The sequence below is a fragment of the Corynebacterium mastitidis DSM 44356 genome (assembly GCF_000375365.1).
Taxonomy (GTDB): Bacteria; Actinomycetota; Actinomycetes; order Mycobacteriales; family Mycobacteriaceae; genus Corynebacterium; species Corynebacterium mastitidis.
Map to the genome: position 1 here is coordinate 71,183 of NZ_AQXB01000008.1, position 24,824 is coordinate 96,006.

29 protein-coding genes are annotated in these 24,824 nt (G+C 70.7%); 20 read left to right on the plus strand and 9 right to left on the minus strand.

Annotation, left to right across the window (positions count from 1 at the left end; genetic code table 11):
* Positions 1 to 3 precede the first annotated feature (3 nt).
* The 8 genes from ureE to B140_RS0110110 are packed head-to-tail and all read left to right on the plus strand — an operon-like array spanning position 4 to position 6,417.
* Positions 4 to 456, plus strand: coding sequence for an urease accessory protein UreE (gene ureE, locus B140_RS0110075; RefSeq protein WP_018119236.1), 453 nt, complete (start codon positions 4 to 6; stop codon positions 454 to 456).
* Positions 456 to 1,139: an urease accessory protein UreF gene (locus B140_RS0110080; protein WP_018119237.1), complete on the plus strand. Its 684-nt coding sequence runs from the start codon at positions 456 to 458 to the stop codon at positions 1,137 to 1,139. Before ureE ends, B140_RS0110080 begins: the two co-directional genes overlap by 1 nt.
* A gap of 12 nt (positions 1,140 to 1,151) precedes the next feature.
* Positions 1,152 to 1,787 (plus strand): urease accessory protein UreG, encoded by a 636-nt coding sequence (gene ureG / locus B140_RS0110085; RefSeq protein ID WP_018119238.1) that lies wholly within the window; start codon positions 1,152 to 1,154, stop codon positions 1,785 to 1,787.
* Positions 1,788 to 2,672: an urease accessory protein UreD gene (locus B140_RS0110090; RefSeq protein WP_018119239.1), complete on the plus strand. Its 885-nt coding sequence runs from the start codon at positions 1,788 to 1,790 to the stop codon at positions 2,670 to 2,672.
* The gene (locus B140_RS13875) at positions 2,669 to 3,553 is read left to right on the plus strand and encodes an urea transporter (protein WP_018119240.1); all 885 of its coding nucleotides are present in this window, start codon (positions 2,669 to 2,671) and stop codon (positions 3,551 to 3,553) included. Before B140_RS0110090 ends, B140_RS13875 begins: the two co-directional genes overlap by 4 nt.
* Complete coding sequence (locus tag B140_RS13880; RefSeq protein ID WP_018119241.1) at positions 3,543 to 4,574, plus strand: FecCD family ABC transporter permease; 1,032 nt, start codon at positions 3,543 to 3,545, stop codon at positions 4,572 to 4,574. The genes B140_RS13875 and B140_RS13880 overlap by 11 nt, the downstream gene beginning before the upstream one ends.
* 29 nt (positions 4,575 to 4,603) lie before the next feature.
* Positions 4,604 to 5,608 (plus strand): ABC transporter substrate-binding protein, encoded by a 1,005-nt coding sequence (locus B140_RS0110105; protein ID WP_018119242.1) that lies wholly within the window; start codon positions 4,604 to 4,606, stop codon positions 5,606 to 5,608.
* Positions 5,605 to 6,417, plus strand: a complete 813-nt coding sequence (locus B140_RS0110110) for an ABC transporter ATP-binding protein (protein WP_018119243.1) — start codon at positions 5,605 to 5,607, stop codon at positions 6,415 to 6,417. The genes B140_RS0110105 and B140_RS0110110 overlap by 4 nt, the downstream gene beginning before the upstream one ends.
* On the opposite strand, the gene B140_RS0110115 is transcribed toward B140_RS0110110, so the two are convergent.
* Both B140_RS0110115 and B140_RS0110120 read right to left on the minus strand, forming a co-directional pair.
* A complete protein-coding gene (locus tag B140_RS0110115; RefSeq protein WP_211208162.1) occupies positions 6,394 to 6,930 on the minus strand; it encodes a PIN domain-containing protein in 537 nt (178 codons plus the stop codon). The two genes, B140_RS0110110 and B140_RS0110115, sit on opposite strands and share 24 nt — an antisense overlap.
* 31 nt (positions 6,931 to 6,961) lie before the next feature.
* The gene (locus B140_RS0110120; protein WP_026166226.1) at positions 6,962 to 7,483 is read right to left on the minus strand and encodes a helix-turn-helix domain-containing protein; all 522 of its coding nucleotides are present in this window, start codon (positions 7,481 to 7,483) and stop codon (positions 6,962 to 6,964) included.
* Between the two features lie 135 nt (positions 7,484 to 7,618).
* On the opposite strand from B140_RS0110120, the gene hemL reads away from it, so the two are divergent.
* The 10 genes from hemL (at position 7,619) to rfbA (ending at position 16,970) form a co-directional block, all read left to right on the plus strand.
* Complete coding sequence (gene hemL / locus B140_RS0110125) at positions 7,619 to 8,932, plus strand: glutamate-1-semialdehyde 2,1-aminomutase (RefSeq protein WP_018119246.1); 1,314 nt, start codon at positions 7,619 to 7,621, stop codon at positions 8,930 to 8,932.
* 111 nt (positions 8,933 to 9,043) lie between these two features.
* Complete coding sequence (locus B140_RS0110130) at positions 9,044 to 9,664, plus strand: histidine phosphatase family protein (RefSeq protein WP_018119247.1); 621 nt, start codon at positions 9,044 to 9,046, stop codon at positions 9,662 to 9,664.
* 19 nt (positions 9,665 to 9,683) lie between these two features.
* Entirely contained in the window at positions 9,684 to 10,289 is a 606-nt protein-coding gene (locus B140_RS0110135; protein WP_040426458.1) for a TlpA disulfide reductase family protein, read from the plus strand.
* A 4-nt stretch (positions 10,290 to 10,293) separates the two neighbouring features.
* A complete protein-coding gene (locus B140_RS0110140; protein ID WP_018119249.1) occupies positions 10,294 to 11,079 on the plus strand; it encodes a cytochrome c biogenesis CcdA family protein in 786 nt (261 codons plus the stop codon).
* 25 nt (positions 11,080 to 11,104) lie between these two features.
* On the plus strand, positions 11,105 to 12,724 hold the full coding sequence (locus B140_RS0110145; RefSeq protein ID WP_018119250.1) for a cytochrome c biogenesis protein ResB: 1,620 nt from the start codon (positions 11,105 to 11,107) through the stop codon (positions 12,722 to 12,724).
* 66 nt (positions 12,725 to 12,790) lie between these two features.
* Positions 12,791 to 13,810, plus strand: coding sequence for a c-type cytochrome biogenesis protein CcsB (gene ccsB / locus B140_RS0110150; protein WP_026166228.1), 1,020 nt, complete (start codon positions 12,791 to 12,793; stop codon positions 13,808 to 13,810).
* Positions 13,811 to 14,165: 355 nt separating this feature from the next.
* Positions 14,166 to 14,414, plus strand: a complete 249-nt coding sequence (locus B140_RS0110155; protein WP_018119252.1) for a helix-turn-helix transcriptional regulator — start codon at positions 14,166 to 14,168, stop codon at positions 14,412 to 14,414.
* A 30-nt stretch (positions 14,415 to 14,444) separates the two neighbouring features.
* Positions 14,445 to 15,455, plus strand: a complete 1,011-nt coding sequence (rfbB, locus tag B140_RS0110160; protein ID WP_018119253.1) for a dTDP-glucose 4,6-dehydratase — start codon at positions 14,445 to 14,447, stop codon at positions 15,453 to 15,455.
* A 10-nt stretch (positions 15,456 to 15,465) separates the two neighbouring features.
* Positions 15,466 to 16,098: a dTDP-4-dehydrorhamnose 3,5-epimerase gene (rfbC, locus tag B140_RS0110165; protein ID WP_018119254.1), complete on the plus strand. Its 633-nt coding sequence runs from the start codon at positions 15,466 to 15,468 to the stop codon at positions 16,096 to 16,098.
* The gene (rfbA, locus tag B140_RS0110170) at positions 16,095 to 16,970 is read left to right on the plus strand and encodes a glucose-1-phosphate thymidylyltransferase RfbA (protein ID WP_018119255.1); all 876 of its coding nucleotides are present in this window, start codon (positions 16,095 to 16,097) and stop codon (positions 16,968 to 16,970) included. The genes rfbC and rfbA overlap by 4 nt, the downstream gene beginning before the upstream one ends.
* Here rfbA and B140_RS0110175 read toward each other — a convergent pair.
* Positions 16,967 to 17,260: a hypothetical protein gene (locus tag B140_RS0110175; RefSeq protein WP_018119256.1), complete on the minus strand. Its 294-nt coding sequence runs from the start codon at positions 17,258 to 17,260 to the stop codon at positions 16,967 to 16,969. The two genes, rfbA and B140_RS0110175, sit on opposite strands and share 4 nt — an antisense overlap.
* Before the next feature lie 44 nt (positions 17,261 to 17,304).
* Here B140_RS0110175 and B140_RS0110180 point away from each other — a divergent pair, with 44 nt between their 5' ends.
* Positions 17,305 to 17,598 (plus strand): DUF4229 domain-containing protein, encoded by a 294-nt coding sequence (locus B140_RS0110180; protein ID WP_026166229.1) that lies wholly within the window; start codon positions 17,305 to 17,307, stop codon positions 17,596 to 17,598.
* A gap of 112 nt (positions 17,599 to 17,710) precedes the next feature.
* Here B140_RS0110180 and B140_RS12525 read toward each other — a convergent pair whose 3' ends face one another.
* The 4 genes from B140_RS12525 to B140_RS0110200 form a co-directional block, all read right to left on the minus strand.
* Positions 17,711 to 19,348 carry a hypothetical protein gene (locus B140_RS12525; RefSeq protein ID WP_018119258.1) on the minus strand — a complete coding sequence of 546 codons (1,638 nt, stop codon included), beginning with the start codon at positions 19,346 to 19,348 and terminating at the stop codon, positions 17,711 to 17,713.
* Between the two features lie 49 nt (positions 19,349 to 19,397).
* Positions 19,398 to 20,345: an AEC family transporter gene (locus B140_RS0110190; protein WP_018119259.1), complete on the minus strand. Its 948-nt coding sequence runs from the start codon at positions 20,343 to 20,345 to the stop codon at positions 19,398 to 19,400.
* Positions 20,346 to 20,654: 309 nt separating this feature from the next.
* The gene (locus tag B140_RS0110195) at positions 20,655 to 21,551 is read right to left on the minus strand and encodes a 1,4-dihydroxy-2-naphthoate polyprenyltransferase (RefSeq protein WP_018119260.1); all 897 of its coding nucleotides are present in this window, start codon (positions 21,549 to 21,551) and stop codon (positions 20,655 to 20,657) included.
* 34 nt (positions 21,552 to 21,585) lie between these two features.
* On the minus strand, positions 21,586 to 22,152 hold the full coding sequence (locus B140_RS0110200; RefSeq protein ID WP_018119261.1) for a DUF417 family protein: 567 nt from the start codon (positions 22,150 to 22,152) through the stop codon (positions 21,586 to 21,588).
* 211 nt (positions 22,153 to 22,363) lie between these two features.
* On the opposite strand from B140_RS0110200, the gene B140_RS0110205 reads away from it, so the two are divergent.
* Entirely contained in the window at positions 22,364 to 23,248 is an 885-nt protein-coding gene (locus B140_RS0110205; protein ID WP_018119262.1) for a hypothetical protein, read from the plus strand.
* Here B140_RS0110205 and menE read toward each other — a convergent pair.
* Together menE and B140_RS0110215 are read right to left on the minus strand one after the other, a co-directional pair.
* The gene (menE, locus tag B140_RS0110210; RefSeq protein WP_018119263.1) at positions 23,229 to 24,365 is read right to left on the minus strand and encodes an o-succinylbenzoate--CoA ligase; all 1,137 of its coding nucleotides are present in this window, start codon (positions 24,363 to 24,365) and stop codon (positions 23,229 to 23,231) included. The two genes, B140_RS0110205 and menE, sit on opposite strands and share 20 nt — an antisense overlap.
* Before the next feature lie 16 nt (positions 24,366 to 24,381).
* A complete protein-coding gene (locus tag B140_RS0110215) occupies positions 24,382 to 24,798 on the minus strand; it encodes a DoxX family protein (protein WP_018119264.1) in 417 nt (138 codons plus the stop codon).
* Between the last annotated feature and the right edge of the window lie 26 nt (positions 24,799 to 24,824).

The window sequence follows — 24,824 nt, forward strand, 5'->3', positions numbered from 1 at the left end:
GCGATGATTATCACCTCGATCGTGGGCAACCTGGGGGATAACCCCGGGCTGATCCCAGTAGGCGAGCACCGGGAGGTGGTGTGGCTCGACGACCAGGCCCGCACCAAGCGCACCCAGCGCCTGACCACCGATCACGGCACGGAGGTGGGCCTGCGCCTGCCCACCGGCCACCCCGACCTGCGCGACGGCGACGTGCTGCTGCGCGCGGACATCACGATCGTGGTCAGGGCCAGGCCCAGTGACGTGCTGGTGATCTCCCCGCGCGGCGTGCACGAGATGGGCGTGGTGGCCCACGCGCTGGGCAACAGGCACCTGCCCGCGCAGTTCATGGGCGAGCAGATGGTGGTGCAGTGGGACCCCACGGTGGTGGACTTTCTCACCCAGCGCGGGGTGCCCCACGAGCGCCAGGAGCGGGTGATGCCGGTGCCCTTCCGCCACGCGGAGCACACCCACTGATGGCGGGCCTACGGGCGCGCCTGGCGTTCATGCAGCTCGCGGACTCCGCCCTGCCCACGGGGGCGTTTAGCCACTCCCTGGGCTTCGAGGGGTACCTGGACTCCGGGCTCATCAGCGGCCCGGAGGGCTTCGCCGCGTGGCTGGAGATGTTCGTGCGCGCCCAGCTCGCCGCCACCGAGGCGGTGATCGTGCGCGAGGCCTACCGCCTGTCCGCCCCCGAGGAGGCGGTGGACCTGGACGACCTCGCCACCGCCGCCACCCTGCCCGCCGAGGTGCGCCACGCGGGGATCACCATGGGGCAGCGGCTGCTGAGCATCGCCTCCGAGTCCGACCCCGGCCCCTGGATAGACCCCTACGCGCGGGCCGTGGCGTCCGCCCGCGCCCACGGCAACCAGTCCCTGGCCTGGGGCCTGGTGTGCCGCCAGTGGGGCATTCCCGAGGAGGAGGCCGTGGCCGCGCACCTGTACACCACGGTGATCTCGCTGACGCAGAACGCCGTGCGCGGGGTGCCGCTGGGCCAGGACGCGGGCCAGCGGATCATCGCCCAGGCCAGGCGGTGGGTGGAGCGGGCCACGGCGGACTCCGCCGCGTGGGGCCGCGACGACCTCGGGGCCATGCCGCCGGGGCTGGAAATTACCCAGATGAGGCATGAGGGCCAGCGCGCCCGCATGTTTATGAGCTAGGAGGACCAAGGGATGAACACCACACAGGACAAGGCAAGCGCCCCGGTGCGCATCGGCGTCGGCGGCCCCGTGGGGGCGGGCAAGACGCAGCTCGTGGAGAGGATCACGCGCGCCCTGGCCGGGGAGCTGTCCATGGCCGCCGTGACCAATGACATCTACACCATCGAGGACGCCAAGATCCTCGCCCGCACCAGCGTGCTGGACCCCGAGCGCATCGTGGGCATCGAGACCGGCGGCTGCCCGCACACCGCCATCCGCGAGGACCCCTCCATGAACGAGGCCGCCGTGCGGGGGCTTCGGGAGAAGTTCCCCGACCTCGACCTCGTGTTCATCGAGTCCGGCGGGGACAACCTCTCGGCCACCTTCTCGCCTGAGCTGGTGGACTTTTCCATCTACATCATCGACGTGGCCCAGGGTGAGAAGATACCCCGCAAGGCGGGGCAGGGCATGATCAAGTCCGACCTCTTCCTCATCAACAAGACCGACCTCGCCCCCTACGTGGGCGCGGACCTGGACGTGATGGTGGCCGACGCCAAGGAGTTCCGCAAGGACCGGCCCTTCGCCCTGACCAACCTGCGCACCGACGAGGGGCTCGACGCCGTGATCCGGTGGATCCGGCACGACGTCCTCATGCTGGACCTGGCCTAGATGAGCGCGGCGGAAGCACGGGCGCCCCGGGAGGCCACCGGGGAGCTGGACCTGACCGTGGCGCTGCGCCCGGGCCCCACGGGCTCCCCGCGCAGCGTGGCCACCCACCAGTACCATCGCGGGGCGCTCAGCGTCATGCGCCCGCACTACCTCGACGATTCCGGCCAGGCCACCTACACGGTGCTCAACCCCGGCGGCGGGTTCCTCGGCGGCGATTCCTACCGCATGGGGGTGAGCGTGGAAGAAAACGCCTCCCTGCTGCTGAGCAGCCAGTCCGCCACCAAGGTCTACCGCAGCCCCCAGGGCCCGGCCACGCAGCGCATCGACGCGCGCCTGGGGCGCGGGGCGGTGCTGGAGTATGTGCCGGATCAGCTCATCGTGTACCGCGAGGGTCGCTACCGGCAGCGCACCCGGGTGGAAATGCACCCGAGCGCCAGCCTGGTGCTCACGGACATCGTCACCCCGGGGTGGTCCCCCGACGGCGCGGGCTTCGGGTGGGAGGAACTCAGCCTGCGCACCGAGGTGGTGTGCGCGGGGCGCCGCCTGGCGGTGGACCACCTGCGCCTGCCCGCGCACGGGCGGGTCACCGGACTGGGCTACCTGGAGGGCTACACCCACGCCGGAACCCTCCTGGCCGTGGACGCCCGCCTGGACGCCGCCGCGCTCGAGGAGATCGCGGAGATCGTCGCGCGCGGAGACGCCGCGGCCGCTACCCGCAGCGGCATGAGCAGGCTCGCGCAGGCCCCCGGCCTGCCCGCCGGGATCGCGGTGCGCTCCCTCGCGCACGGCACGGGCCAGCTCAGGCGGCTTCACGCCGGGATCACCACCTACCTGCGCTCCCGCCTGCGCGGGCAGGGGCCCATAGAGATGAGGAAGTACCAATGAGAATCGTCACCACGCTCCCGCGGGCCCTGCTCGCCTCCCTGTCCCAGATCTACCTGGTCGAGTCCCGCTTGGTGGGCCTGGCGATCCTGCTGGCCCTGGCGCTGGTCTCCCCGGGGCTCGCGGCGGGGGCCCTGCTGGGGATCGCGGTGTCCATCGCGGTCGCGGCGCTGGTTGCGGCGGTGCGCGCCCCCGGCCCGCAGGACCCCTGGGCGCGGGCGGGCTCCGGGCTGTGGGGCTACAACGGGGCGCTGCTGGGCATCCTGGTGAGCACGCGCTGCGAGCCTGGCTGGGCCTGGGCTGGGTGGATCGCGGTGGCCGCCGCGTGCGCGTCCGCGCTTTACCTGCTCGCGGAGCGCCCCGCCGCCCGCCGGGGCCTGCCGCTGCTCACGGGCCCGTTCTGCGCGGTGGGCACCGCGCTCCTCCCGGCGCTGCCCCCGGCGGCGTCGGCACCCGCCCCGGAGGGCCCCGCGCTCGCCGGAATCCCGGCGGCCTTTTCCCAGGTGGTGCTCGCCTCCGGCGCGGGCGTGGGGCTGCTGATCCTGGCGGGGCTGGCGCTGTCCTCCCGGCCCGCCGCCGCCTGGGGCGCGGCCGGGGCGGTGGCCTCCCTGCCGCTTCTGCTCGCGGTGCCCGCCGCCGAGTACGCGGGCGGCGCGTGGGCCTACTGCCCGCTGCTGGTCGCCCTCGCCCTGGGCGCGGCGGTCCCCGGGGCGAGGGGCACCGGGGGCTGGCGGCACCGCGCGCTGCCGGTGCTGCTGGGCGTGACGCTGGCGGCGCTCATGCAGGCGGCGCTCCAGGGGCTGGGCTGGCCCGTGCTCACCTGGCCCTTCGTGACGGCAACCTGGGTGATCGTGGCGGTGGAGGGGAGCCGGAATGTCCGATGATCTCGGGGTGCGGGCCGCCGGGCGGCGGGCCCGCCGGTGGGCGCTCGCCCTGGCCGTGGCGCTGTGCGCGGCGGCGTGCCTGGGCGTGGCCCTGGGGTCGGTGTGGCTGGGGCCGCACGCCCTGTACGAGGCGCTCGTGCATCGCGGGGAAAGCGCCCAGGCCACCATCGTGTGGCAGGTGCGCCTCCCCCGGGTGCTGCTGGGGCTGGCGGTGGGCGCCGGTCTGGGCGCCTGCGGCGCGGCCCTGCAGGCCCTGGCGCGCAACGACCTCGCGGACCCGCACCTGCTGGGCATCAACTCCGGGGCGTCGTGCGGCGCCGCCCTGGCGATCCTGCTGGGCTTCGGCGCGGGTTGGATGGAGCACGCCCTGCAGGCCATGGCCTTCCTCGGGGCGCTGGCGGCGGGCCTGTTGGTGTACGCCACCGCGCGCGCCGGGGGCAGGCTCACCGCCCTGCGGCTGGTGCTCGCCGGGGTGGCGGTGGGCTACGCGCTCTCCGCGGTCACCAGCTTTCTCATCATGGCGGTGGGCAACACGGAGGGCACCCGCTCGGTGATGTTCTGGCTGCTCGGCTCCCTGGGGCTGGCGCAGTGGAACTCCCCGCTGGCGGTGGTCGTGGCGGTCACCGTGGCCACCGTGGCGTGGCTGACGCTGCGCGCCCGCCAGCTCGACGCCCTGGGCATCGGCGATGCCACCGCCCACGCCGTGGGCTACTCCCCGCAGCGTGTGCGCGCCGGGCTGTTCGTGGTGGTGGCCGCCTGCGTGGGCGTGTCGGTCGCGGCGGCGGGCAGCATCGGCTTCGTGGGGCTGGTGGTGCCGCACCTGGCGCGCCGGGCGGTGGGCTCGGTGCACCGGCACGCGATCCCCGTCTCCGCGCTGATGGGGGCCGTGCTGGTGGTGTGCGCGGACGTGGTGGCGCGCACCGCGCTCTCGCCCAGGGAGATCCCCGTGGGGGTCATCACCGCGCTCGTCGGGGCGCCGTTTCTGTGGGGCGTGATCCGCCAGGGTCGCGCCGGGTACTAACAATCGTGACGGAGAAAGGAATATCGACGATGATCAGTGGTCTTTCGCGCACCGCCGTGGCGGCGGGGCTGGGCCTGATAACGCTGGGGATAAGCGCCTGCGCGGGCGGGGGAGAACCCGCCCCGGACGTGGCGGCCGAGGGCTCCTATCCGGTGACGGTGCACAACTGCGGGCAGGACGTGACCTTCGAGCACGCCCCGCGCAACGCCCTGCTGCTCGATAGCGCCCCGGTGTCCACCCTGGGCGCGCTGGGCGTGCTCGGCAGCGTGACCGCGCGGGCGGGCGCCTACCCGGAGCAGTACTACTCGGAGGAGGAGAACAAGCAGCTCGGCGCCATGACCTCCCTGACGGACCAGGTGGACGCCACGGGGCACATCCAGCTCTCCCAGGACGTGATCCTGGCGCAGGGGGCGGACGCGGTGTTTGGGCACCTGGACAACGTGGACAAGGCCTCGCTGGATCGCGCCGGAATCCCCGAGGTGATCGAGCCGATCTTCTGCCACTCGCGCACCGAGGCCGCGCGCATGGAGGACGTGTACGAGCAAGTGAGCATGTACGGGCGGATCTACGGGGTGCCGGAGAAGTCGGACGAGGTCAACCGCTCCCTGCGCGAGCGCGTGGCCGCCGCCACCGAGCGCGCCCGGGCCGACGCCCGCCCGGACAAGCCCACCACCGCCGCCGTGCTCTATCCCACGGTGGGCGGCGGGGCCACCTTCGCCTACGGAGTGCGCTCCATGGCCACCCCGCAGCTCGAGGCCGCCGGGCTGCGCAACGTGTTCGGGGACATGGACCAGCGCATCTCGGAGATCAACGCGGAGGATCTGATCGACCGGGACCCGGACGTCATCGTGCTGCTGCACACCGAGGGCGACCCCGCCCAGGTGGCCGAGGCCCTCAGGGAGATCCCGGGCGCCGAGCGGCTGCGGGCCGTGCGGGAGGGCAACGTCATGGTGCAACTGATGAACTACACGGAGCCCGCCACCCCGCAGACGGTGGACGGCCTGGAGCGGATCGTGGCGAGGTTCCACCCGTGATACGGGCGCGCAACCTGGGCTTTTCCTACGGGCCGCGCGCCGCGCTGCGCGGGGTCTCCGTGGACACCCGCGTGGGCGAGGTGCTGGGGATCATCGGGCCCAACGGCGGCGGCAAGAGCACGCTGCTCGGGCTGTTGAGCGGCCTGCTCGCCCCCGAGGAGGGCGCGGTGACGGTGGACGGGCAAGACCTGGGCTCCCTGCGGCCCAAGGAGCGCGCCAGGAGAATCGCCGTGGTGGCGCAGGACGCCGAGCCTGCCCCGGGGCTCAGCGCCGCCGAGGTGGTGCTCCTCGGGCGCAGTCCCCACCTGGGGGACTTCCAGCGCGCCGGCGCCGGGGACGAGCGCGCCGCCGCCGAGGCGCTCGCCGCAGTGGGCATGGCCGGGCAGGGCCACCGCCGCCTCGGGGAACTCTCCGGGGGCCAGCGCCAGCGGGTGTCCATCGCCCGGGCGCTTGCCGCGGGCAGCCCGCACCTGCTTCTCGACGAACCCACCAACCACCTCGACGTGCGCTATCAGCACGAGGTGCTGGCGCTGCTGCGGCGCTCGGGGGCGACCGTGGTGGTGAGCCTGCACGACCTCAACCTGGCGGCGCGCTACTGCGACCGCCTGGTGCTGCTGGACGGGGGAGGCGTGGCGGCGCAGGGGACGCCGGACGAGGTGCTCGACCCCGGGGTCATCGGGGGCGTGTACGGGCTGCGGGTGCACCGGGTGGAGGTCGGCGGGGTGGCGCAGTTGCTCTTTGAGCTGGGGGTATCCGGTGATGAGGGCTCTGCGGCTCTCGGAGAATCAGCGGGATGCGAGTCTCCATAGCTGGCTGCGTGCGGCGCGTGCGAAGCCGCGCGCACCGCAGCGGCTGAGGTCGTTAAGGATGTAGTTCACGGTGACGCGCGGATGCGCTGTGGCGGCAGCCTGGTGGGCGAGGGCTCCCATTACCAACCGGGGGTTCACGTCCAGTTGGTTGAGGAGGAACTCGTCGGGGTGCTGGGTGGTGAGCGAAAAGCGCTGAAGCTCTGCGCTCGGGAAGTCCTTCAGGTTGGCGGTAACGATGAGATCGGCGCGCCCCTGGATGGCGGCTGCAACTACGTGGCGATCATCCTCGTCGGGGAGGCTGATGATGGGGACAAGGTGGTCCCAGCGGTGCACGCATGAGCCCTGAAAGTAGCGGTTCATCGTGGTAACTCGGTGCCGTCCCGCGCCGGTCCTGCGCATGTCGGGATGGATGCGTTCAAGGGCGCGCACGGTTTCTTCCAGGATTATGGTGCTCCACAGCGGTCGGTACAGCCCCGCCTGAGCTATACGCAGCAGGGTGTCCGCTTGGGACATGGGAACGAGGACGCAGGAATCGAGGAGTGCGCTACACCGTGCCATGGTGACGCTCTCGCGCTATGTCCTTGCGGGCCTGTTTCGTGGCCATGAGATAGCCCTCGTCTCTTGTCTCATAGTGGCCGGAGGCATAGGCGCTGGCGGTGAGCTCGTCGAGGGCTGCTTGGCGTTGGCGCCGAGCTTCCTCCTGGTACGCCACTACGTCCTGGAGGAAGATCCGGCGGTGCCGTCCTCCGGGAGTGTACTCGTAGGCAAGCCGTCCTTCGTCGAGGAGCTTGATGAGGGTCGGTCGGCTGATGCCGAGGAAGTTGGCCGCTTCCTGAGTGGTGAGGCGTTGATCTACGGGGGCGATGGTGATGGCTTTTCCGCAGGACATGGCTTTGGCAACTCGTTGCAGGAGGTCGAAGGCCTCGCTGGGGAGCGGAATGGCTTGGCCATTGGGGCCGAGCAGGACGGCGGGCTCGGTGAGTTGGTCGAGGAACAGGCTGAGATCACCCATCCGCTCGGGGTTCGAGGGGGGCATGGTGGTGTGCGTGCTGCTCAACGTCGCCATGTACATAGTGAATCACGGGAAAACGAAAAAATCGCAACGGTGAGACTTTTCTCATACTGGTGGCTCGACGCCCGAGGATGCGTCGCTTGTAGAGCGGGCCGCATCCTTTCCCACCCCGCACCTACAATGGCGTGCATGACTGACCTGCAACCCACTTCATCCCAGACCACGGAATCGGCGCGCCTGCTGGAGCGCTCCGCCCGGCTGATCCCCGGGGGCGTGAACTCCCCGGTGCGCGCCTTCGGCTCGGTGGGTGGTCAGGCCCGCGTGATCCGGGAGGCCAAGGGCTCGCGCCTCGTGGACGTGGACGGCAACGAGTACGTGGACCTGGTGTGCTCCTGGGGTCCGATGCTCATGGGCAACGCCCTGCCCTCCATCGTGGAGGCGGTGCGCGAGGCCGCCACGCACGGGCTGTCCTTCGGCGCGCCCTCGGAGGCGGAGGCCGAGCTGGCGGAGGCCATCGTGGGGCGCACCGCCGCCGAGCAGGTGCGCCTGGTCAACTCCGGCACGGAGGCCACGATGTCGGCGGTGCGCCTGGCGCGCGGCTTCACGGGGCGGGCCAAGATCGTGAAGTTCGAGGGCTGCTACCACGGGCACGTGGACGCGCTGCTGGCCTCGGCGGGGTCCGGGGTGGCCACGCTGGGGCTGCCGGACTCCCCGGGGGTCACGGGGGCGGCCACGGCGGACACCATCGTGGTGCCGTACAACGACCTCGAGGCGGTGCGCCGCGTGTTCGCGGAGCACCCCGGCGAGATCGCCGCGATCATCGCGGAGGCCGCCGCCGGGAACATGGGCACCGTGGCCCCCGAGGAGGGCTTTAATGCGGCGCTGAAGGAGATCGCCCACGAGCACGGGGCGCTGCTGATCCTGGACGAGGTGATGACGGGCTTCCGCACCTCCTACCAGGGGTGGTACGGCGTGGATCGCGTGGCGGGGGACCTGGTGACCTTCGGCAAGGTGGTCTCCGGCGGCCTGCCCGCGGCGGCCTTCGGCGGGCGCCGGGACGTGATGGAGCACCTGGCCCCGCTGGGCCCGGTGTATCAGGCGGGCACCCTGTCCGGTAACCCGGTGGCGGTGGCGGCGGGGCTGGCCTCGCTGCGGGCGGCCACGGAGGAGGTGTACGACGTGGTGGGGAGCAACGCCAACAGGCTGGCGGGCCTGCTGCACGAGGCCCTGGAGCGCGAGGGCGTGGCGCACCACATCCAGCGCGCCTCCTCCATGCTCTCGGTGCGCTTTGCGCAGGGCGAGGGGCGTAACTTCCGGGACATGCAGGCGGCGGACACCTTCCGCTACCCGGCCTTTTTCCACGCGCTGCTGGACGCCGGAGTGTACGCGCCGCCGAGCGTGTTCGAGACGTGGTTTGTGTCCAGTGTGCTGAGCGACGATGATTTTGAGCGGATCGAGCGGGCCCTGGTCCCCGCGGCCAAGGCCGCGGCGGCCGCCGCCTAGAGCCGCAGAGCTACAGAGTCACCCGCGAATCGCCCGCCCGGAGGTTGCCATGTACCGCCGCCGGGCGGAACCATAGGGGAAAGATCGCCCCACCGTAAGAGAAAGCAGCCCATGAGCACTACCATCGTTCACCTGGTTCGCCACGGCGAGGTATATAACCCCGCCAAGATCTTGTACGGGCGGATGCCGGGCTACCACCTCTCCTCGCGCGGGCAGAGCCAGGCGGCCCGCACGGCGCAGTCCTTCCGGGACCACGAGGTGGCCTACCTGGCGGCTTCCCCCCTGGAGCGGGTGCAGGAGACCGCCGCGCCGCTGTCGGAGGTCACCGGATGCGAGGTGCGCACGGACGAGGCGCTGCTGGAGGCGGGGAACCGCTTCGAGGGGCTGCGCACCAAGGGGCTGCGCTCCCAGTTGTGGAACCCGGTGCGCTGGCCGCTGATGGTCAACCCGGCCCTGCCGAGCTGGGGCGAGCACTACAGCGCGATCCTGGAGCGCATGCGGGGCGCGATCGAGCGCGCCCGGGCGGCGGCCGAGGCCTCGGACTCCGGCTCCGAGGCGATCCTGGTCACGCACCAGCTCCCCATCGTCACGGTGCAGCGGTGGGCCGCCGGCAAGCCGCTGGCGCACAATCCGGCCACGCGCCGCTGCGACCTCGCCTCCGTGACCTCGCTGATCTTCCGGGACGGTCGCCTGGTGGAGCACCGTTACAGCGAGCCGGCCCAAGAGATCTAGCGAGGGAGATGCGACAGTGATGCGGGATAGCCGTAGGGTGGCGGTAGTGGCCGTCGTGGTGGCGGCGGGCCTGGGCGCGGCGGCGTGCAGCGCCGAGCAGACCGCCGGGCAGGACGCCGTCAGCCAGGGCGAGGGCTCCTTTTCCTTCTATTCCCCGGGCGGGGCCACGGAGATCTTCTACGAGGAGCAGGAGCGCCAGCCGATTCAGGAGTTCTCCGGGGAGTCCCTCATGGAGGAGGGCGCCACGGTGGCGCTGTCGGACTTCCACGATCAGGTGGTGGTGCTCAACGCCTGGGGCCAGTGGTGCGCGCCGTGCCGCTCGGAGGTGGACGACCTCGAGGAGACCCAGGAGGCCATCGAGCCGCTGGGCGCCACGGTGCTGGGCATCAACGTGCGCGACTACAACCGGCAGATCGCCCAGGACTTCGTGAAGGACAACGCGGTGACCTACCCGTCCCTCTACGATCCGCCCTTCCGCACCGCCGCCGCCCTGGGCGGCGTGCCCGCCAGCGTGGTTCCCACCACCATCGTGCTGGACCGTCAGCACCGCCCGGCGGCGGTGTTCCTGCGGGCGATCACGGCGGGGGAGCTTATCGACGTCGTGACGCGGATCGCGCAGGAGTAGGGCCGTGGGGGAGTATCTTGCCGACCTCGCGGTCTCCGGTCCGGTGATCCTCGCGGTGCTGGCCGCCGCGTTCGCCGGGCTGGTGTCCTTTGCCTCGCCCTGCGTGGTGCCGCTGGTGCCGGGTTATCTTTCCTACCTCGCCGGCACCGTGGGCGGGGAGATGAACTACGAGGGCGACCTCGGCCCCCGGGTGGGGCGTCGCCGTCAGTGGGCGGTGGTGCTGGCCGCCGTGCTCTTCGTCCTGGGCTTTACCGTGGTCTTTCTGCTGGGCACGGTCGCTGTTTTTGGTGCGATCGGGGCGCTGGCCCTGCGCGCGGAGCTGCTCATGCGGGTGGGCGGGGTGGTGACCATCCTCATGGGCCTGGTGTTTTTGGGGCTCGTGCCGGGGTTGCAGCGCGATACCCGCATGGTTCCTAAGCGGTGGACCACCTGGCTGGGCGCCCCGCTGCTGGGCGGGATCTTTGCGCTGGGGTGGACGCCCTGCCTGGGCCCCACGCTCACGGCGATCGTCTCCGTGTCCCTGGGCACGGAGGGCATGACCGCCGCGCGCGGCGTGGTCCTAATCGTGGGCTACTGCCTGGGCCTGGGACTGCCCTTTATCCTGCTGGCCCTGGGCTCCGGGGCCGCGCTGCGCGGGGTGGGCTGGCTGCGCCGGCACACCCGGGCCATCCAGGTCGTCGGCGGGGTACTCATGGTGCTCGTGGGCGTGGCGCTGGTCAGCGGCGTGTGGGCGGAATTCGTGAACTGGGTGCGCCAGTGGACCGTGGAATACGGCACCACCCTGGTGTGATCCCGATGGAGGAGGACTCATTCAGATGAAGCACGCGGCGAGGTACCTGCGCCGGGCCTGGAACTGGCTGACCAGCATGCGCACCGCGCTGGTTTTGTTGTTCCTGCTGGCCGTGGCGGCGATCCCGGGCGCGCTGCTGCCGCAGCGCAACCTCAGCCTGGCCAACGTGGAGGAGTACCTTGCGGAAAACGGCAAGGTGGTGGAGGTGTATGACCGCCTCCAGCTCTTCGACGTGTTCAGCTCCACCTGGTTTACCGCCATCTACGTGCTGCTCATGGTCTCCCTGGTGGGGTGCATCATCCCGCGCAGTTGGGAGCACTACAAGGCCATGCGCACCCCGCCGGTGCGCGCGCCCAAGCGCCTGGAGCGGATGCCCCTGCACAGCCGGGACGAGGTGGAGGCCTCGCCTCAGGAGGTGGAGGAGCGGGTGCGCGCCCACTTCCGCCGCTGGCGCCTGGCGGAGTACGCCCCGGGCGAGGACCGCGCGGGGCGGCGCTCCTTTGCCGCCGAGCGCGGCTACGCCCACGAGTTCTTCAACCTGGTCTTTCACCTCTCCCTGGTGGCGCTGCTGGTGACGGTGGGGCTGGGGCGGCTGGTGTACTACGAGGGCCACGTCATCGTGGTCACGGAGTCCGGCTCCAACGACGCGGTGGCGCTGGATCAGTCCACCGAGTTCTGCAATACCTCCCCGGCCAACTTCGATTCCTTCCGCGCCGGGCCGCTGTTCGACGGCACGGGGCTCAACCCCTTCTGCTTCCACGCGCACGACTTCACCGCGGACTACCTGCCCAGCGGGCAGGCGGAGATGTTCAGCTCCAACATCTCCTACGCGGAGGGCGAGGACATCACGCGGGACCCCGCCACCTGGCAGGACTATGAGCTCAAGGTCAACCACCCGCTGCGCATGGCGGGGGATCGGCTTTACCTCCAGGGGCACGGCTTCGCGCCCACGTTCACGGTCACCTGGCCCAACGGGGAAAAGCGCACGCAGACCCTCCAGTGGCGTCCCGACGACCCCACCTTCTTCCTCTCCTCTGGGGCGATGCGCTTCGACCCCCCGGCGGGCATGTACCCGGACCTCTACGAGCGCCGCCAGAACCAGCTCGCCATCCAGGGGCTGTTCGCCCCCACGGCCTCGTGGTCGGGGGAGAACGGCGAGCTGCTCACCTCCGCCTTCCCCGCGATGCGGGACCCGGCGGTGGCCATCGACGTCTATCGCGGGGACAACGGCCTGGACACCGGCGTGGGGCAGAACATCTTTACGCTCGATCCCACCCTCATCCACGCCGGACAGTTGCAGAAGATCGACCGCGTGAACCTCTCCCAGGGGGAGTCGGTCACCCTGGACGACGGCACCGTGGTCACCTTCGAGGGCGCCAACGAGTACGCCAACTACGTGGTGGCCTCGGACCCCACGCAGGTGTGGGTGCTGGCCTCTGCGGTGACCATGCTGGCCGCCCTGGTGGCCTCCCTGATGGTCAAGCGCCGCCGCGTGTGGGTGCGCATCGCCGCGGCCCCGGGCGGGGGCACGGCGGTGGAGATGGCGGGCCTGGCGCGCACCGATCGCGCCGGGTGGGGCTCGGAGTTTGAGGTGCTGCGCCGCCGCATCCTGGGTTTGCCGGAGGAGGACGAGGGGGAAGAATAGGCGGTGAGGCGTCTGGTAGCGTCGGCTGTCAGCGCAAGGAACTTTTGTGAGGAAGAAGCCTAAAAAATGTCTGTGAATACCAGCCTGGCGGGGTTATCCGATAACACCTTCCAGGCCGCCTTCTTGGTGTACCTGGTGGCGCTCGTGGCCTCCCTGTTCTACTACGTGCGGTTGCAGGCCATCGTCCGGCTGCGCCGGGAGAGCCACGCCGCCCCCGTCGCCGTGGGGGCGGGAGCGTCCGGCGCGGTGGCGGAGCAGGGGGGTCAGGGGGGCGCGGAGCCCTCCGGGGGGGTCGATCTTGCTGAGCGCGAGGCCAAGGCCGCCAAGTGGGCCGGGGCCACCCAGGCCCTGGTGTGGACGGGCATCATCCTGCACGTGATCTCCGCGGTCACCAGGGGGCTTTCCGCCGGGCGCTTTCCGCTGGGCAACCTCTACGAGTACGTCCTGGTGGTCTCCTGCATCACCCTGGCCGTGGCGGCCGCGGTGGTGCAGCGGCGCGGCCAGCAGGTGGTGTGGCCCTGGATTCTCACGCCCCTGCTGGTGCTGATGTTCATCGGCGCCACCAAGCTCTACGCAGATTCGGCCCCGGTGGTGCCGGCGCTGCAGTCCTACTGGCTGCCGGTGCACGTGACCACGGTGTCCACGGGCGCGTCCATCGGCATCGTCTCCGGCGTGTTTTCCCTGCTCTACCTGCTGCGAGTGTGGCAGGCGCCGGGCGAGGAGTCCACCCACGGCGCGGCCGGGTTCTTCGGGGCGATGGCCACCCCGCTGCCCTCGGCGGAAAGGCTGGACGCCATCGCGTACAAGCTGGCGGTCTTCACGCTGCCGATCCTGGGCATGGGCATCATCTTCGGGGCCGTGTGGGCGGAGGACGCCTGGACGCGGTTCTGGGGGTGGGACCCCAAGGAGACGTTCTCCTTCATCTCGTGGATCCTCTACGCGGCGTATCTGCACGCGCGCGCCACGGCGGGGTGGAAGGTGGGTGCCGCCTGGGTGAACATCCTGGCGATGGGCACGATGGTGTTTAATCTTTTCTTCATCAACCTGGTGGTTTCGGGCCTGCACTCCTACGCAGGTTTGAACTAGCAAACATAGCGATTTTCAAAAGGTATTAAGAAACACACGCGGGGCGCGCATGTTTTCCCCAAAAATCATATGGCGGGCCGCCGGATACTAAAGTAGAATGGGGCAGGCACTAAGGTTCAGTGGTCTATATACGGAATAGTACACATAACGCCTTTAGGGTGGTTGCTGCACACATTCTCGCTGGGAGGGCGGGGTGAGCGGTTTTGGACCGCATGCCCCGCCCTCCTTTTGGTATAGCTAAAATGGAAATTGTGAAAAATTGGCACACCATGCCACTCACGGTGTACTGTCTCAGTGCAAAGAAAACAAAAAAGTTGCAGATTGATAAAAGGCGTGGAAGAGGTGGGTGAGGGTTATGTCATTGCCTCGGCGTAAGGCTGGCAAGCCGGCGGGTGATGTCCCGGAGCTGTTGGAGCTTGGTACCCAGTTAGCCGAACGAAGGCGCCAGTTGGGTCGTCTGCAACAGGATGTCGCCGACGAGGCCGGGGTTTCCCGCTCCACCCTGCACGCCATCGAGCACGGCGCGTCCGGCGTGCGCTGGGAGAAGGTCGTCTCCGTGGCGCGCGAGCTGAACCTGGCCATGCGCTTCGTCGAGGTCGTCTAGCGCCCCTGAGCGGCTTGCTAGCCTGGTCTCATGCAGATCCTGGTTACCGGCGGCGCGGGCTTCATCGGCTCCAACTTCGTGCTGCGCACGCTCGCGCGCACCCCTCATCGAGTCACCGTGCTCGACGCCATGACCTACGCGGCCAACCCCGCCAGCCTTAGCGATGCGGGGTCGTTTGGGGAGCGGCTGCGCGTGGTGGAGGGCTCCATCACGGACGAGGCCACGGTCAACGACCTGGTGGCCGGGTGCGACCTCGTGGTGCACTTCGCCGCCGAGTCCCACAACGATCGCTCGCTGCGCTCCCCCCTGGACTTCGTGCGCACCAACGTGGAGGGCACGGCGGTGCTGCTCGCGGCGGCGGCGCGGCACGGGGTGCGCCTCCACCACGTCTCCACGGACGAGGTCTTTGGGGACCTCGCCTTCGACGACCCGGCGCGCTTTACCCCCGACACCCCCTACCGCCCGTCCAGCCCCTATTCCGCCTCCAAGGCGGCCAGCGATCACCTGGTGCGGGCCTGGGTTCGCAGCTTTGGTCTACAGGCCACGATCTCTAATTGTTCTAATAACTACGGGCCGCGCCAGCACCCGGAGAAGTTCATCCCCCGGCAGATCCTCAACCTGCTGGCGGGCGAGCAGCCGCGCGTGTACGGCACGGGCCGCAACGTGCGCGACTGGATCCATGTGGACGACCACAACGACGCGGTGTGGGCGATCATCGAGCGCGGCGAGCCGGGGCACACCTACCTCATCGGCGCGGACGGGGAGCGCAGCAACATGGAGGTGGTGCGCGAGCTCAACCGCATCTTCGGCCGCGACCCGGAGGACTTCCTCCACGTGAGTGACCGCCCCGGGCACGATCGTCGCTACGCCATCGACCCCGCCTCCACGCGGGCGCTCGGGTGGGAGCCGCGCCACCGCGACTTCCGCGCCGGGCTGCGGGCCACCGTGGAGTGGTACCGGGAGAACCCGGGCTGGTGGCGGGAGGCCTTCGCGGCGTCGGAAAGCGCCTACCGGCGCGGCGAGCGGCAGTTCCCGCACTAGAATGGCGGGCATGCTAGAACCCGTCACAGGCTTCGAGGGCGCGCTGCGCCTGGTCCCCACCGTGTTTCCCGACCAGCGCGGCACCTTCCACGAATGGTTCAAGGCCAGCGCGTTCGAGGAGGCCACCGGCTACCCCCTGGACCTGCAGCAGGCCAACATGTCCACCTCCCGGGCCGGGGCGTTGCGCGGCCTGCACTACGCCGAGGTACCCCCGGGGCAGGGCAAGCTGGTGGTGTGCCCGGCCGGGGCGATCTTCGACGTGCTGGTGGACGTGCGCGCGGGTTCGGAGACCTTCGGCCGGTGGGCGGGCTTCGAGCTGAGCGCGGAGAACCACCAGGGGCTCTACATCCCGGCGGGCTTTGCCCACGGTTTCCTCGCGCTGAGCGACGCCACCGTGGTCTACCTGACCACCTCGGAGTACCAGCCGGAGGTGGAGCACGGCATCGACCCGTTCGATCCCCGGATCGGCGTGGAATGGCCGGAGATTCCGGGGGAAAGGGTGCTCTCGGAGAAGGATGCCCAGGCGCCCGGCCTGGACGAGGCCGCCGCCTCGGGGATCCTGCCCACCGTGGAGGAGTGTCGCGCTTATCACACGGAGCTGCGCAACGCCTGGGCGCTGGCTAACCAAGAGGCGGGGCAGTGAAGGGCATCGTCCTGGCGGGCGGCACCGGCTCGCGCCTGTGGCCGATTACCCACGGGGTGTCCAAGCAGCTCGTGCCCGTCTATGACAAGCCGATGATCTACTACCCGCTGAGCACCCTCATGCTCGCGGGAATTACGGAGATCCTGGTCATCACCACCCCGCAGGACCGCCCCCAGTTCGAGCGCCTGCTGGGCGACGGCTCCCAGTTCGGTATCTCGCTCACCTTCGCCACCCAGGACTCCCCCCGGGGGCTTGCCGAGGCCTTCCTCCTCGGCGCCGAGCACATCGGAGACGACTCCGTGGCGCTGGTGCTGGGCGATAACATCTTCTACGGTGCGGGGCTGGGCACCCAGTTGCGCCGCTACACCGAGGTGGACGGCGGCGCGATCTTCGCCTACTGGGTCTCCCGGCCGCAGGCCTACGGGGTGGTGTCCTTCGACGCCGAGGGCCGGGCCACCGCGCTGGAGGAAAAGCCCGCCCGCCCGCGCTCCCACTTTGCGGTGCCGGGACTGTACTTCTACGACAACTCCGTGGTGGAGATCGCCCGCGGGCTGCGCCCCAGCGCGCGCGGCGAGCTGGAGATCACCGACGTCAACAACGAGTACCTGCGCAGGGGAAAGCTCCACGTCGAGGTGCTGCCGCGCGGCACCGCCTGGCTGGACACCGGAACCGTGGACATGCTCATGGCGGCGGGGGACTTCGTGCGCACCATCGAGCAGCGCCAGGGCCTCAAGATCGGCGCGCCGGAGGAGGTGGCCTGGCGCATGGGATACATCTCCAGCGCGCAGCTTCGGAAACGCGCCGAGGACCTGCGGGCCTCCGGCTACGGGGAATACCTCATGGAGATCCTGCGGCGCGACGCCGCGCTCTAGGTACTACCCGGCCCCTCCGGATCGGGATCGTCGGCCCCGTTCCTGCGGCGCCGCTCCTTCTGCTCCCGCTCCCGCTCGGCGCGCCTGCGCTCCGCCTCTTCCCGGGCGCGGCGCTCCTTGAAGCGCTGCTTCTCGATGTTCCAGAGGAAGTCCGGGTCGTCATCCGGGCCCTTGATCTGCGGGGCCTGCGCTCCGCCGACGGCCCGGTTCTTCCACGTCCTGGGCCCGAAGGCCTTCCACAGCAGCACCACGGCCACTATGACGAGGGCTAATAAGATAATGCGACCCACTGCGTTATTCCTCCTCGGCTCCCCACCATAGTAGCGTGGGGTGGGTGAGTGACGATCAACTGTTGCGCAAGAACGCCAACCGCGCCCTGTGGAAGTACGGTCTGGCCCGGCTGGGGCTTTTCGTGGCCCTGACGGTGGTGATTCAGCTCGTGGCGTGGCTGGTGGGCAGCCCCTTCCCGCTGCTGGTTTCCGCCACGGGGGCGCTGCTGATCGCCTTCCCGCTCTCCATGCTCATCTTCTCCACCATGCGGGTGGAGGCCAACGAGGCCGTGGCGGCCTGGGCGCGGCGCCGCCGCGAGCGCAAGGAGTGGATCGCCCAGGAGTTGGCGGAGCGGTAGGGGGCTGGCTTTTCCGGAGCGGCGAGTTATCGTTCGCTTAGGCGGCGCTCGAACGCCATATTTCCATGACAACCCCGGCACCTGAACATAGGCGCCGGGGTTCCTCGTATTCTCATTCCCCCAAGACTCCCACGGAGCTGCGGCTCACGCAGGCCCCCGGCGCCTGCACCCGCAGCTCCCTGCCGCCCCCGCTCACCTGCACGTACACGCTGTGCAGCCCCTCCGCGAGGGGGAACTCCACCGGGTGGCCGTCCAGCGCGAGCGTCCCGGTGCCGGGGGCCTCGGCAAGGTAGTTGAGGCGCACCACCCACTCGCGGTCCAGCAGCGGGCCGTCGAGGGGCAGCGTCGTGCTCGCGTCGCATTCCGGCGAGGCGGTGGCGCGCATCTCGTGGAGCCGCGCGGGGCGCAGCGATCCGTCGGCCCCCACGATCACGGGCTCGGGGGTGGCCGGGCCCACGGGGGAGGGATCCCCCAGGGCCGCGCCGTAGGCGGAGAGCCTGTTGTGGGGGTGGGTTACCGGCAGCAACACCTCCAGGGGGAGGTCCTGGTCCAGCAGCGGGGCGTGGTGGTGCCGGAGGGAGTCGCGCAGCCCGTGGAAGAAGTCCCGCCCGGGCTGCGGCGCCCACGCCTGGGCGAAGGCGAGCGCGCTGACGAGGCTGGACACCAGCCACGCGCCCCCGAGCGCCCTGGCGGTCACGGGGAGCCGCGCGGGCAGCGCGTAGGCCAGTGCCACCGCGCCGAGCACCGCCACCTCGCTGACGTGCCGCAGGGTCTGGGTGATCTCCAGCGCGGTGTCCGGGCCGGAGCGGGCCAGCGCCAGGGCGAGGAAACACAGCGCGGGGTAGGCGGCCACGGGGAGCCACGCGGCGGCCCTGCGGATGGTCAGCGCGAGCAGGAGCAGCCCCGCGGCGGCGCCCAGCAGGATGGCCGCGGTCTCGGGCGCGGCCCACGGCGGCCCCGGGTGCCAGCGTTCCCAGCGCCACGGTCCGCCGGCCAGCGTGGGCAGCAGCCCCAGGGCGTAGCCGTGGCCGAGGAACGGCAGCGGGTCGGTGGGCGCGGTGCGGGGATCGCCCACCACGGCGGCGTACACCCCGGCCCACGCCACGGTGGGAAGAAGCAGGCACAGCGCGAGGAGGCTGCCCCGGCGCGCCCCCGCGCGACCGAGCAGGCGGCAGCACGCCAGCATGAGCAGCACCGCGGGAGCGATGAACAGCGCGCGCTCGCTAAAGAGCGTGCCGAACAGCAGCGCCGCCCCGGCCCCCACGCACCATCGGGCGGCGAGGGCGTCGGCGGGCGCACGCACCGCGCGCAGGGCGCAGCCGAGGCACAGTGCCAGCGCGGCGTGCAGCGGCAGCGTGTTCACGGCCGACGCCAGCCACGTGGAGGTGGTCAGCGTGACGGGGGTAAAAAGATACGCGGCCAGGGGGATCAGGCTGCGGCTCAGCGGCCGGTAGGCCCAGGCCACTGCCGACGCCGCCAGCAGGTTCCCCACCCCCAGCGCCGCCACGGCCGCGGGCCACCACAGCCCGGCCCCGTGGGCCAGCGCCCACTCGATCAGCCAGGAGCCCGGCATGAGGTGGCCGTCGTGCGGGGAGAACAGGAGGCCGAGGTCCGGCAGGCGGTGCTCCCTGGCCTGGGCGTAGAGGGTGAGGTCGTCGTAGTAGAACCAGCCGCGCGCCGCCACCGCCGTGCGCAGGCCCACCCCGGTGAGGAGGAGGGCGAGCAGGGCGGCGGTTTTCTTGGCGGGCACGCCGCTTACGGTAGCAAAGGGGTGGGACGGCCCGGGGGTAGCGCGGTGCTCATCGCCCGCTGAGCGCCGCGATCGCCAGCATCACCGGCAGCGAGGCAAAGGTGGTGATCAGCACGGTATCGCGGGCCACGATGGTGCCCTTCTGGAAGGTGGCGGCGTAGTTGTACACGTTCTGCGCGGTGGGCAGGGCCGCCAGGATGACGGCGGCGTAGCGCTCGGGCCCGGCAAGCCCCAGCGCCGCGCTGAGCCCCCAGGCCAGCAGCGGCATGACCAGCGTCTTGAGCCCGGTGGCCAGGATGATCCGGAGGCGGTCCTTGGGGGAGTCCAGCACCGTGGTGGTGTTTAGGGAGGCGCCAAAGCTCATCAGGATCATGGGGATGGACGCCCCGCCCAGGATCTCCAGCGGGGCCATGACCGGTTCGGGCACGGAGACCGAGGTCAGGCACACCGCCAGCCCGGCGGTGGAGGCCAGCACGATGGGGCTGAGCAGCGCGGTGCGCACCGCCCCGCGCACCGACCGCGCGGCGCTTCGGCCGCCCTGCTCACCCGTGGCCCCGAGCACCGCCAGCAGCAGCGGGGTGAGAAACACCATCTGCAGCACCAGGATGGGCGGGATGTAGGCGGCGCTGCCCAGGACGTACATGCTCACCGGCAGCCCGATGTTGTTGGAGTTCACGTAGGAGGCCGCCGCGGCCCCCATGGCGGTATCCGCCGCGCTGTGGTGCTCCCTTCCGGGAAGCGCGCGGGCGACGATCAGGAAGAGCGCCCCGGTCAGCAGCGTGGCGAGCAGGCTCACCGCGATCACGGGGGAGAAGAGCGCCTGCGGCTGCGAGGTGGCCACCACGGTGAACAGGAGCGCCGGGGTGGCGGCGTAGAACGCCACGCGGTTGAGCATGAGCCGGGCGTCCCCGGCGGGGATGATTCCTATCCGCCCCAGCGCGTACCCTGCGGCGATCACCGCCATGATGATGGTGAAGCCGGTGATAACGCCGATCATGGAGTTCCTCGTTCCTGCACGGCACACCACTGTAGCCGGTTGGGGGCGCTTACCGTGAGGTCACAGAGGCTCTCGTTGCTCCTATGTGTGAAATGCTGAATATTGAGGTCGTGCCCCGATTACGATCCTGTGGGCAGAAAGCGAGCTGACCAGAGCGGCTACTCTGATCGGCTCGTAAAGGGTGAGAAAGTGGATTGAATCCAGTCAATGAGTCGCCTCGGCATAGTGGCTGCGATCCCTATTCGAATTTCAAGAGCGCGTTCGGTGGTATCTTCACCGGGCGCGCTCTGCCCTTGCACTGGACCCCGCTCACCCAAGCACGCACGCCAGGGACGTGGCCGCCGCCCAGGCGAGCATGGCGCGCCCGGTCAGCCCCAGCACCGGGATCAACCCCGCCCCCGTGGCCCCCGCGCGCACCGGCCTGGCGCCCACGGCGGCCAGCGGCAGGGCCAGCAGCCCCAGCAGCGCCCACCAGGTCGCGGTGAATCCCAAAAGCGGGGAGAGGACGAAGGGGGCGGCCACGAGCGCGCAGAAGAGCGCGCGGGTGCGGGCGTCGCCCAGCCGCACGGCCAGGGTGATCTTGCCGCTGGCGGTATCGGAGGGGATGTCGCGCAGGTTATTGGCCAGGTTGACCGCGGCGGACATGGCCCCCACGCCCACCGCGCAGGCGAGCCCCACCGCGCTGATCCCCCCGGCCTGCGTGTACTCCGTGCCCAGCACGGCCACCAGGCCGAAGAACAGGAACACCGCCACCTCGCCCAGCCCCATGTATCCGTAGGGGCGCGAGCCGCCGGTGTAGAACCACGCCCCGGCGATGCACGCCGCGCCCACGAGGATCAGCCACCAGCTGCTGGCAAGGCTCAGCGCCACGCCCAGTATCCCGGCGGCGCCGAAGGCGAGGAAGGCCGCCCTTTTTACCGCCGAGGGGGCCGCGAGGCCGGAGCCGGTGAGGCGCAGGGGGCCGGAGCGGTCGTCGTCGGTGCCGCGGATGCCGTCGGAGTAGTCGTTGGCGTAGTTCACCCCGACGATGAGCGCCCACGCCACCCCCAGGGCCAGCAGGGCGCGCCACCAGCTGGCGCCGTCGTGGAAGGCGGCGGCCCCGGTTCCCGCGATCACGGGTGCGATGGCGTTGGCCCAGGTGTGGGGGCGGGCGCCGGCCCACCAGTCGGCGGGGGTGGCGCGGCGGCGTTCGGGGGAAGTAGGCATGGGTCTATTGTGGCACCGAGTAGGGGAGCGTCGGTTACCGTCCCGCGCGCCCCACCGCGATGCGGGCAAAGTCCGCCGCGCTCCACAGGGACGCCCCGAGCATGATGGCGTCCTTGACCACCAGGCGCCCCGGCGCGGCGAGCAGCGGGAAGCCGCCCTCTCCGCCGCCCTTGTCGGAGACCCACACCTCCGGGGTGGTCACGAGGAAGGAGAGGGTCACCAGGCTCATGCCCACCAGGAGCAGGGAGCCCACCACGCCGACCTTGGGCCAGATCCAGCCCAGGGCGATGAGCACGCCGATGGTCACGATGGTTCCGCCGATGAGCAGGGCGATCCAGTAGGTGCCGTTGTCCTGGTGCCAGGCCTGCGCGGCGGCGTCGGCGGCGGCGCCCTCGGGGATCTTGTGGGCGGTGTAGTTCTCCGGGTCGCGCATGAGCCAGGACATGAAGGGGCTGTTGGCTACGAAGGGGATGATTCCCTGGGCCTCGTAGTGGAATACCTTCAGCGCACCGATCCACACGGTGACGAGCACCAGGCCCAGCCTGGTGAGCGTGGCGCCGAGCCGTTCTAGCCCGGCGAGCTTGGTCATGATGGCGTTCATCGCGGTTATGTCCTCCTCGGCAGGATTGGGGCGGGTACCTCCCGCAAAAGGCGATACTGTACCCAGTTTTAGGTGTATCGCGCAAGGCATTGCGTCCGTGCGCGGTTTCGCGGCCCGGCCGCGTGCCGGGGAGGATCGTGCCCGCCCGTGTAGGGTGGGGTGGTATTTTTTCGTGACGGTTTTGATTGCGAGGGCGGGTGGAGGCGGAACCATGTGGGTCAGTTACGTGGCCGGTCAGGTGGTGAGCTTTTTCTTCACGCTGTTTCGCCTCGTCCCGCTGCTGTGGAATAACCGCTTCTCCCGCGAGCCCATTCCCGCCGAGGGCTCCGGGGAGCACGGGGTGGTGATCTCCCTGACCACCCACGGCCGCCGCCTGCGCACGGTGTTTCTCGCCGTCGAGTCGGTGGTGCGCGGGCCTCAGCGCGCGCCCGTGGTGCTGTGGCTGGACCCGGAGGATTACGACCGCCGCGGGCAGTGGCCGCCGAGCCTGCGGCGCCTGGTGCGGCGCGGGCTCACGGTGCGCCGGGGCGACGGCGACCTCGGCCCGCACGCCAAGTATTGGAATCAGTTTTGCCGGGTGGCGGGCACACCCACCCGCGTGGTGACCATCGACGACGACGTCATCTACCCCGAGTGGTTCCTGGATCGCCTGCTCGCCATCGGCGGCCTGCGCCTGGACACGGTGGCGGCGTACCGCGCGCACCGGATCGAGCTGCGCGAGGGCCGCATGCTGCCGTACATGAAGTGGAGCCCCGCCGATACCTGCGACGCCAGCCTGCTGCACTTTGCCACCGGGGTGTCCGGCGTGTGCTACCCGCCCTCGTTTATCGAGTATGTGGTGGCGCAGGGCATCCGTTTTAAGGAGGTGGCCCCGCGTGCCGACGACGTCTGGCTCCACGTGTGCGCCCTGCGCTCCGGGCACCCGGTGCGCCAGGTCTTTGCCAATCCCCGCAACTTCGCCGTCGTCCCCTCCGCCCAGCTCAGCTCGCTGATCCTGAGCAACGGCGTGGGCGGGGGCAACGACGAGCAGATCGCGGCGGCCTACGGCCCGGCCGACGTGGCCGCCCTGCTGCGCGCTAGCGAGAAAGAAGACTGACCACGCCCGCCCGGTGCACCTTGCCGGAGCCGGTGCGCGGCAGCGCGTCCACGCGGCGCAGGTGCCGGGGAAGCTGCCAGCGGGGGAGGAAGTCGAGCGCCTCGATGAGGTCGCCGGGTTCCGCCTCGCCGGTGTAGGCGGCGGCGATGGCCTGGCCCAGGCGGGCGTCGGGAAGCCCCACCACGCACACCTCGGCCACCCCGGGAACCTCGCGCAGGTGGTGCTCCAGCACCTCGGGGTGGATCTTGAGCCCGCCGGAGTCGATCACCGCGTCCAGCCGCCCGCGCACGCAGAGTTCCCCGTCCTTGCCGAGCGCCCCGGCGTCGCTGGTGGCAAACCACCCGGGCTCGGCGAAGGCCTCGTGTTCGGGGGCGTTGCGGTAGCCGCGCGCGATCATCGGCCCGCCCAGGTGGATGCGGTCCTGCTCGCCCAGGCGCACGCGCGCGCCGGGCAGCGGGTGGCCGTCGTAGACGCACCCGCCCGAGGTCTCGGAGGCGCCGTAGGTGCGCACCACGCGGATCCCCAGCTCCTGGGCCGCGCGCAGGTCGTGCGCGCGCAGCGGCGCCCCGCCCACGAGGACGGCGGCAAAGGCGCGCAGCGCCTCGATGCCCTCCAGGCTGCTCATGGCCTTGAGCAACTGGGCAGGCGTGAGCGCCGTGTAGGCGCGCGCGCCCCCGAGGTCGCGCGCCGCCGAGGCAAAGGCGGGGATGGAGAATCCGCCGCGCAGGTCCAGGCAGCGCGGCTCGGTCCCGGCCACCAGGGAGCGCACCAGCACCTGTAACCCCGCGATGTAGTGCCCCGGCATGGCCAGGAGCCAGGTGCCGGCGCCCCCCAAGGCCTCATGGGTGGCCTCGGCGCTGCTGAGCAGGTTGGCGGCGCTGAGCTCCGCGCCCTTGGGCGTGCCGGTGGAGCCGGAGGTGCCCACCACCAGGGCCACCTCGGGGTCGATGGGCTGCCCGGCCCGCTGGGTGGTGCGCAGGAGCTGGGCGCGTGCCGGGTCGTCGTCGGGCAGGGGCAGGAAACTACGACGCCCCGCCAGCGCCTCCCGGAGTTCGGGAAGGGCGCTGGCGGGGCGCGCAGAGGAGATAAAGAGGGGTTCGAGGATGCGCTCGCTCATTCCCCTTAGCGTAGTACTAGGCGCTCACGGTGGCGCTGCGGGAGCGGGTGACAAAGGCGTCCGCGGCGATGCGGCCGGGGCCCGCGGCGGCGAGCGCCAGGGCGGCGGCGCCGATCGCGCCGGGCAGCTCCCAGCCGCCGTCGGAGGCGAGGATGCCGTTGCCCACGTGGGCGATGAGCGCCGCGCCGAGCATGTTGAGGAACACGAGAACCCCCGCGACGGGGGTGAGCAGCCCCAGGATGAGGGCGATGCCGCCGCCAAACTCGATGGCCGCCGCGAGGATCGCACTGACCTGGGGCAGGGGCACGTCCATGCCCTCGAACATGGCCTGGGCGGCGCCGAGGTCGCTGACCTTCTGCCAGCCGTGGGCGATGAGGATGGTGCCCAGCAGCAGGCGGGCGAGGAGGAGACCTAGATCTTTAATGATTGACACGACAACTAAATTAGTCTGCCCGGCCT

Coding starts and splice junctions, on each gene's coding strand:
- B140_RS13880 (WP_018119241.1), top strand. CDS start 3,543: ATGTCCGATGATCTCGGGGTGCGGGCCGCCGGGCGGCGGGCCCGCCGG.
- hemL (WP_018119246.1), top strand. CDS start 7,619: ATGACTGACCTGCAACCCACTTCATCCCAGACCACGGAATCGGCGCGC.
- B140_RS0110120 (WP_026166226.1), bottom strand. CDS start 7,483: ATGGCGACGTTGAGCAGCACGCACACCACCATGCCCCCCTCGAACCCC.
- B140_RS13875 (WP_018119240.1), top strand. CDS start 2,669: ATGAGAATCGTCACCACGCTCCCGCGGGCCCTGCTCGCCTCCCTGTCC.
- rfbC (WP_018119254.1), top strand. CDS start 15,466: ATGCTAGAACCCGTCACAGGCTTCGAGGGCGCGCTGCGCCTGGTCCCC.
- ureE (WP_018119236.1), top strand. CDS start 4: ATGATTATCACCTCGATCGTGGGCAACCTGGGGGATAACCCCGGGCTG.
- B140_RS0110200 (WP_018119261.1), bottom strand. CDS start 22,152: ATGAACGCCATCATGACCAAGCTCGCCGGGCTAGAACGGCTCGGCGCC.
- B140_RS0110090 (WP_018119239.1), top strand. CDS start 1,788: ATGAGCGCGGCGGAAGCACGGGCGCCCCGGGAGGCCACCGGGGAGCTG.
- B140_RS0110145 (WP_018119250.1), top strand. CDS start 11,105: ATGAAGCACGCGGCGAGGTACCTGCGCCGGGCCTGGAACTGGCTGACC.
- B140_RS0110105 (WP_018119242.1), top strand. CDS start 4,604: ATGATCAGTGGTCTTTCGCGCACCGCCGTGGCGGCGGGGCTGGGCCTG.
- menE (WP_018119263.1), bottom strand. CDS start 24,365: ATGAGCGAGCGCATCCTCGAACCCCTCTTTATCTCCTCTGCGCGCCCC.
- B140_RS0110155 (WP_018119252.1), top strand. CDS start 14,166: ATGTCATTGCCTCGGCGTAAGGCTGGCAAGCCGGCGGGTGATGTCCCG.
- B140_RS0110130 (WP_018119247.1), top strand. CDS start 9,044: ATGAGCACTACCATCGTTCACCTGGTTCGCCACGGCGAGGTATATAAC.
- B140_RS0110195 (WP_018119260.1), bottom strand. CDS start 21,551: ATGCCTACTTCCCCCGAACGCCGCCGCGCCACCCCCGCCGACTGGTGG.
- B140_RS0110080 (WP_018119237.1), top strand. CDS start 456: ATGGCGGGCCTACGGGCGCGCCTGGCGTTCATGCAGCTCGCGGACTCC.
- B140_RS0110115 (WP_211208162.1), bottom strand. CDS start 6,930: ATGTCCCAAGCGGACACCCTGCTGCGTATAGCTCAGGCGGGGCTGTAC.
- ccsB (WP_026166228.1), top strand. CDS start 12,791: ATGTCTGTGAATACCAGCCTGGCGGGGTTATCCGATAACACCTTCCAG.
- B140_RS0110190 (WP_018119259.1), bottom strand. CDS start 20,345: ATGATCGGCGTTATCACCGGCTTCACCATCATCATGGCGGTGATCGCC.
- rfbB (WP_018119253.1), top strand. CDS start 14,445: ATGCAGATCCTGGTTACCGGCGGCGCGGGCTTCATCGGCTCCAACTTC.
- B140_RS0110205 (WP_018119262.1), top strand. CDS start 22,364: ATGTGGGTCAGTTACGTGGCCGGTCAGGTGGTGAGCTTTTTCTTCACG.
- B140_RS0110135 (WP_040426458.1), top strand. CDS start 9,684: ATGCGGGATAGCCGTAGGGTGGCGGTAGTGGCCGTCGTGGTGGCGGCG.
- ureG (WP_018119238.1), top strand. CDS start 1,152: ATGAACACCACACAGGACAAGGCAAGCGCCCCGGTGCGCATCGGCGTC.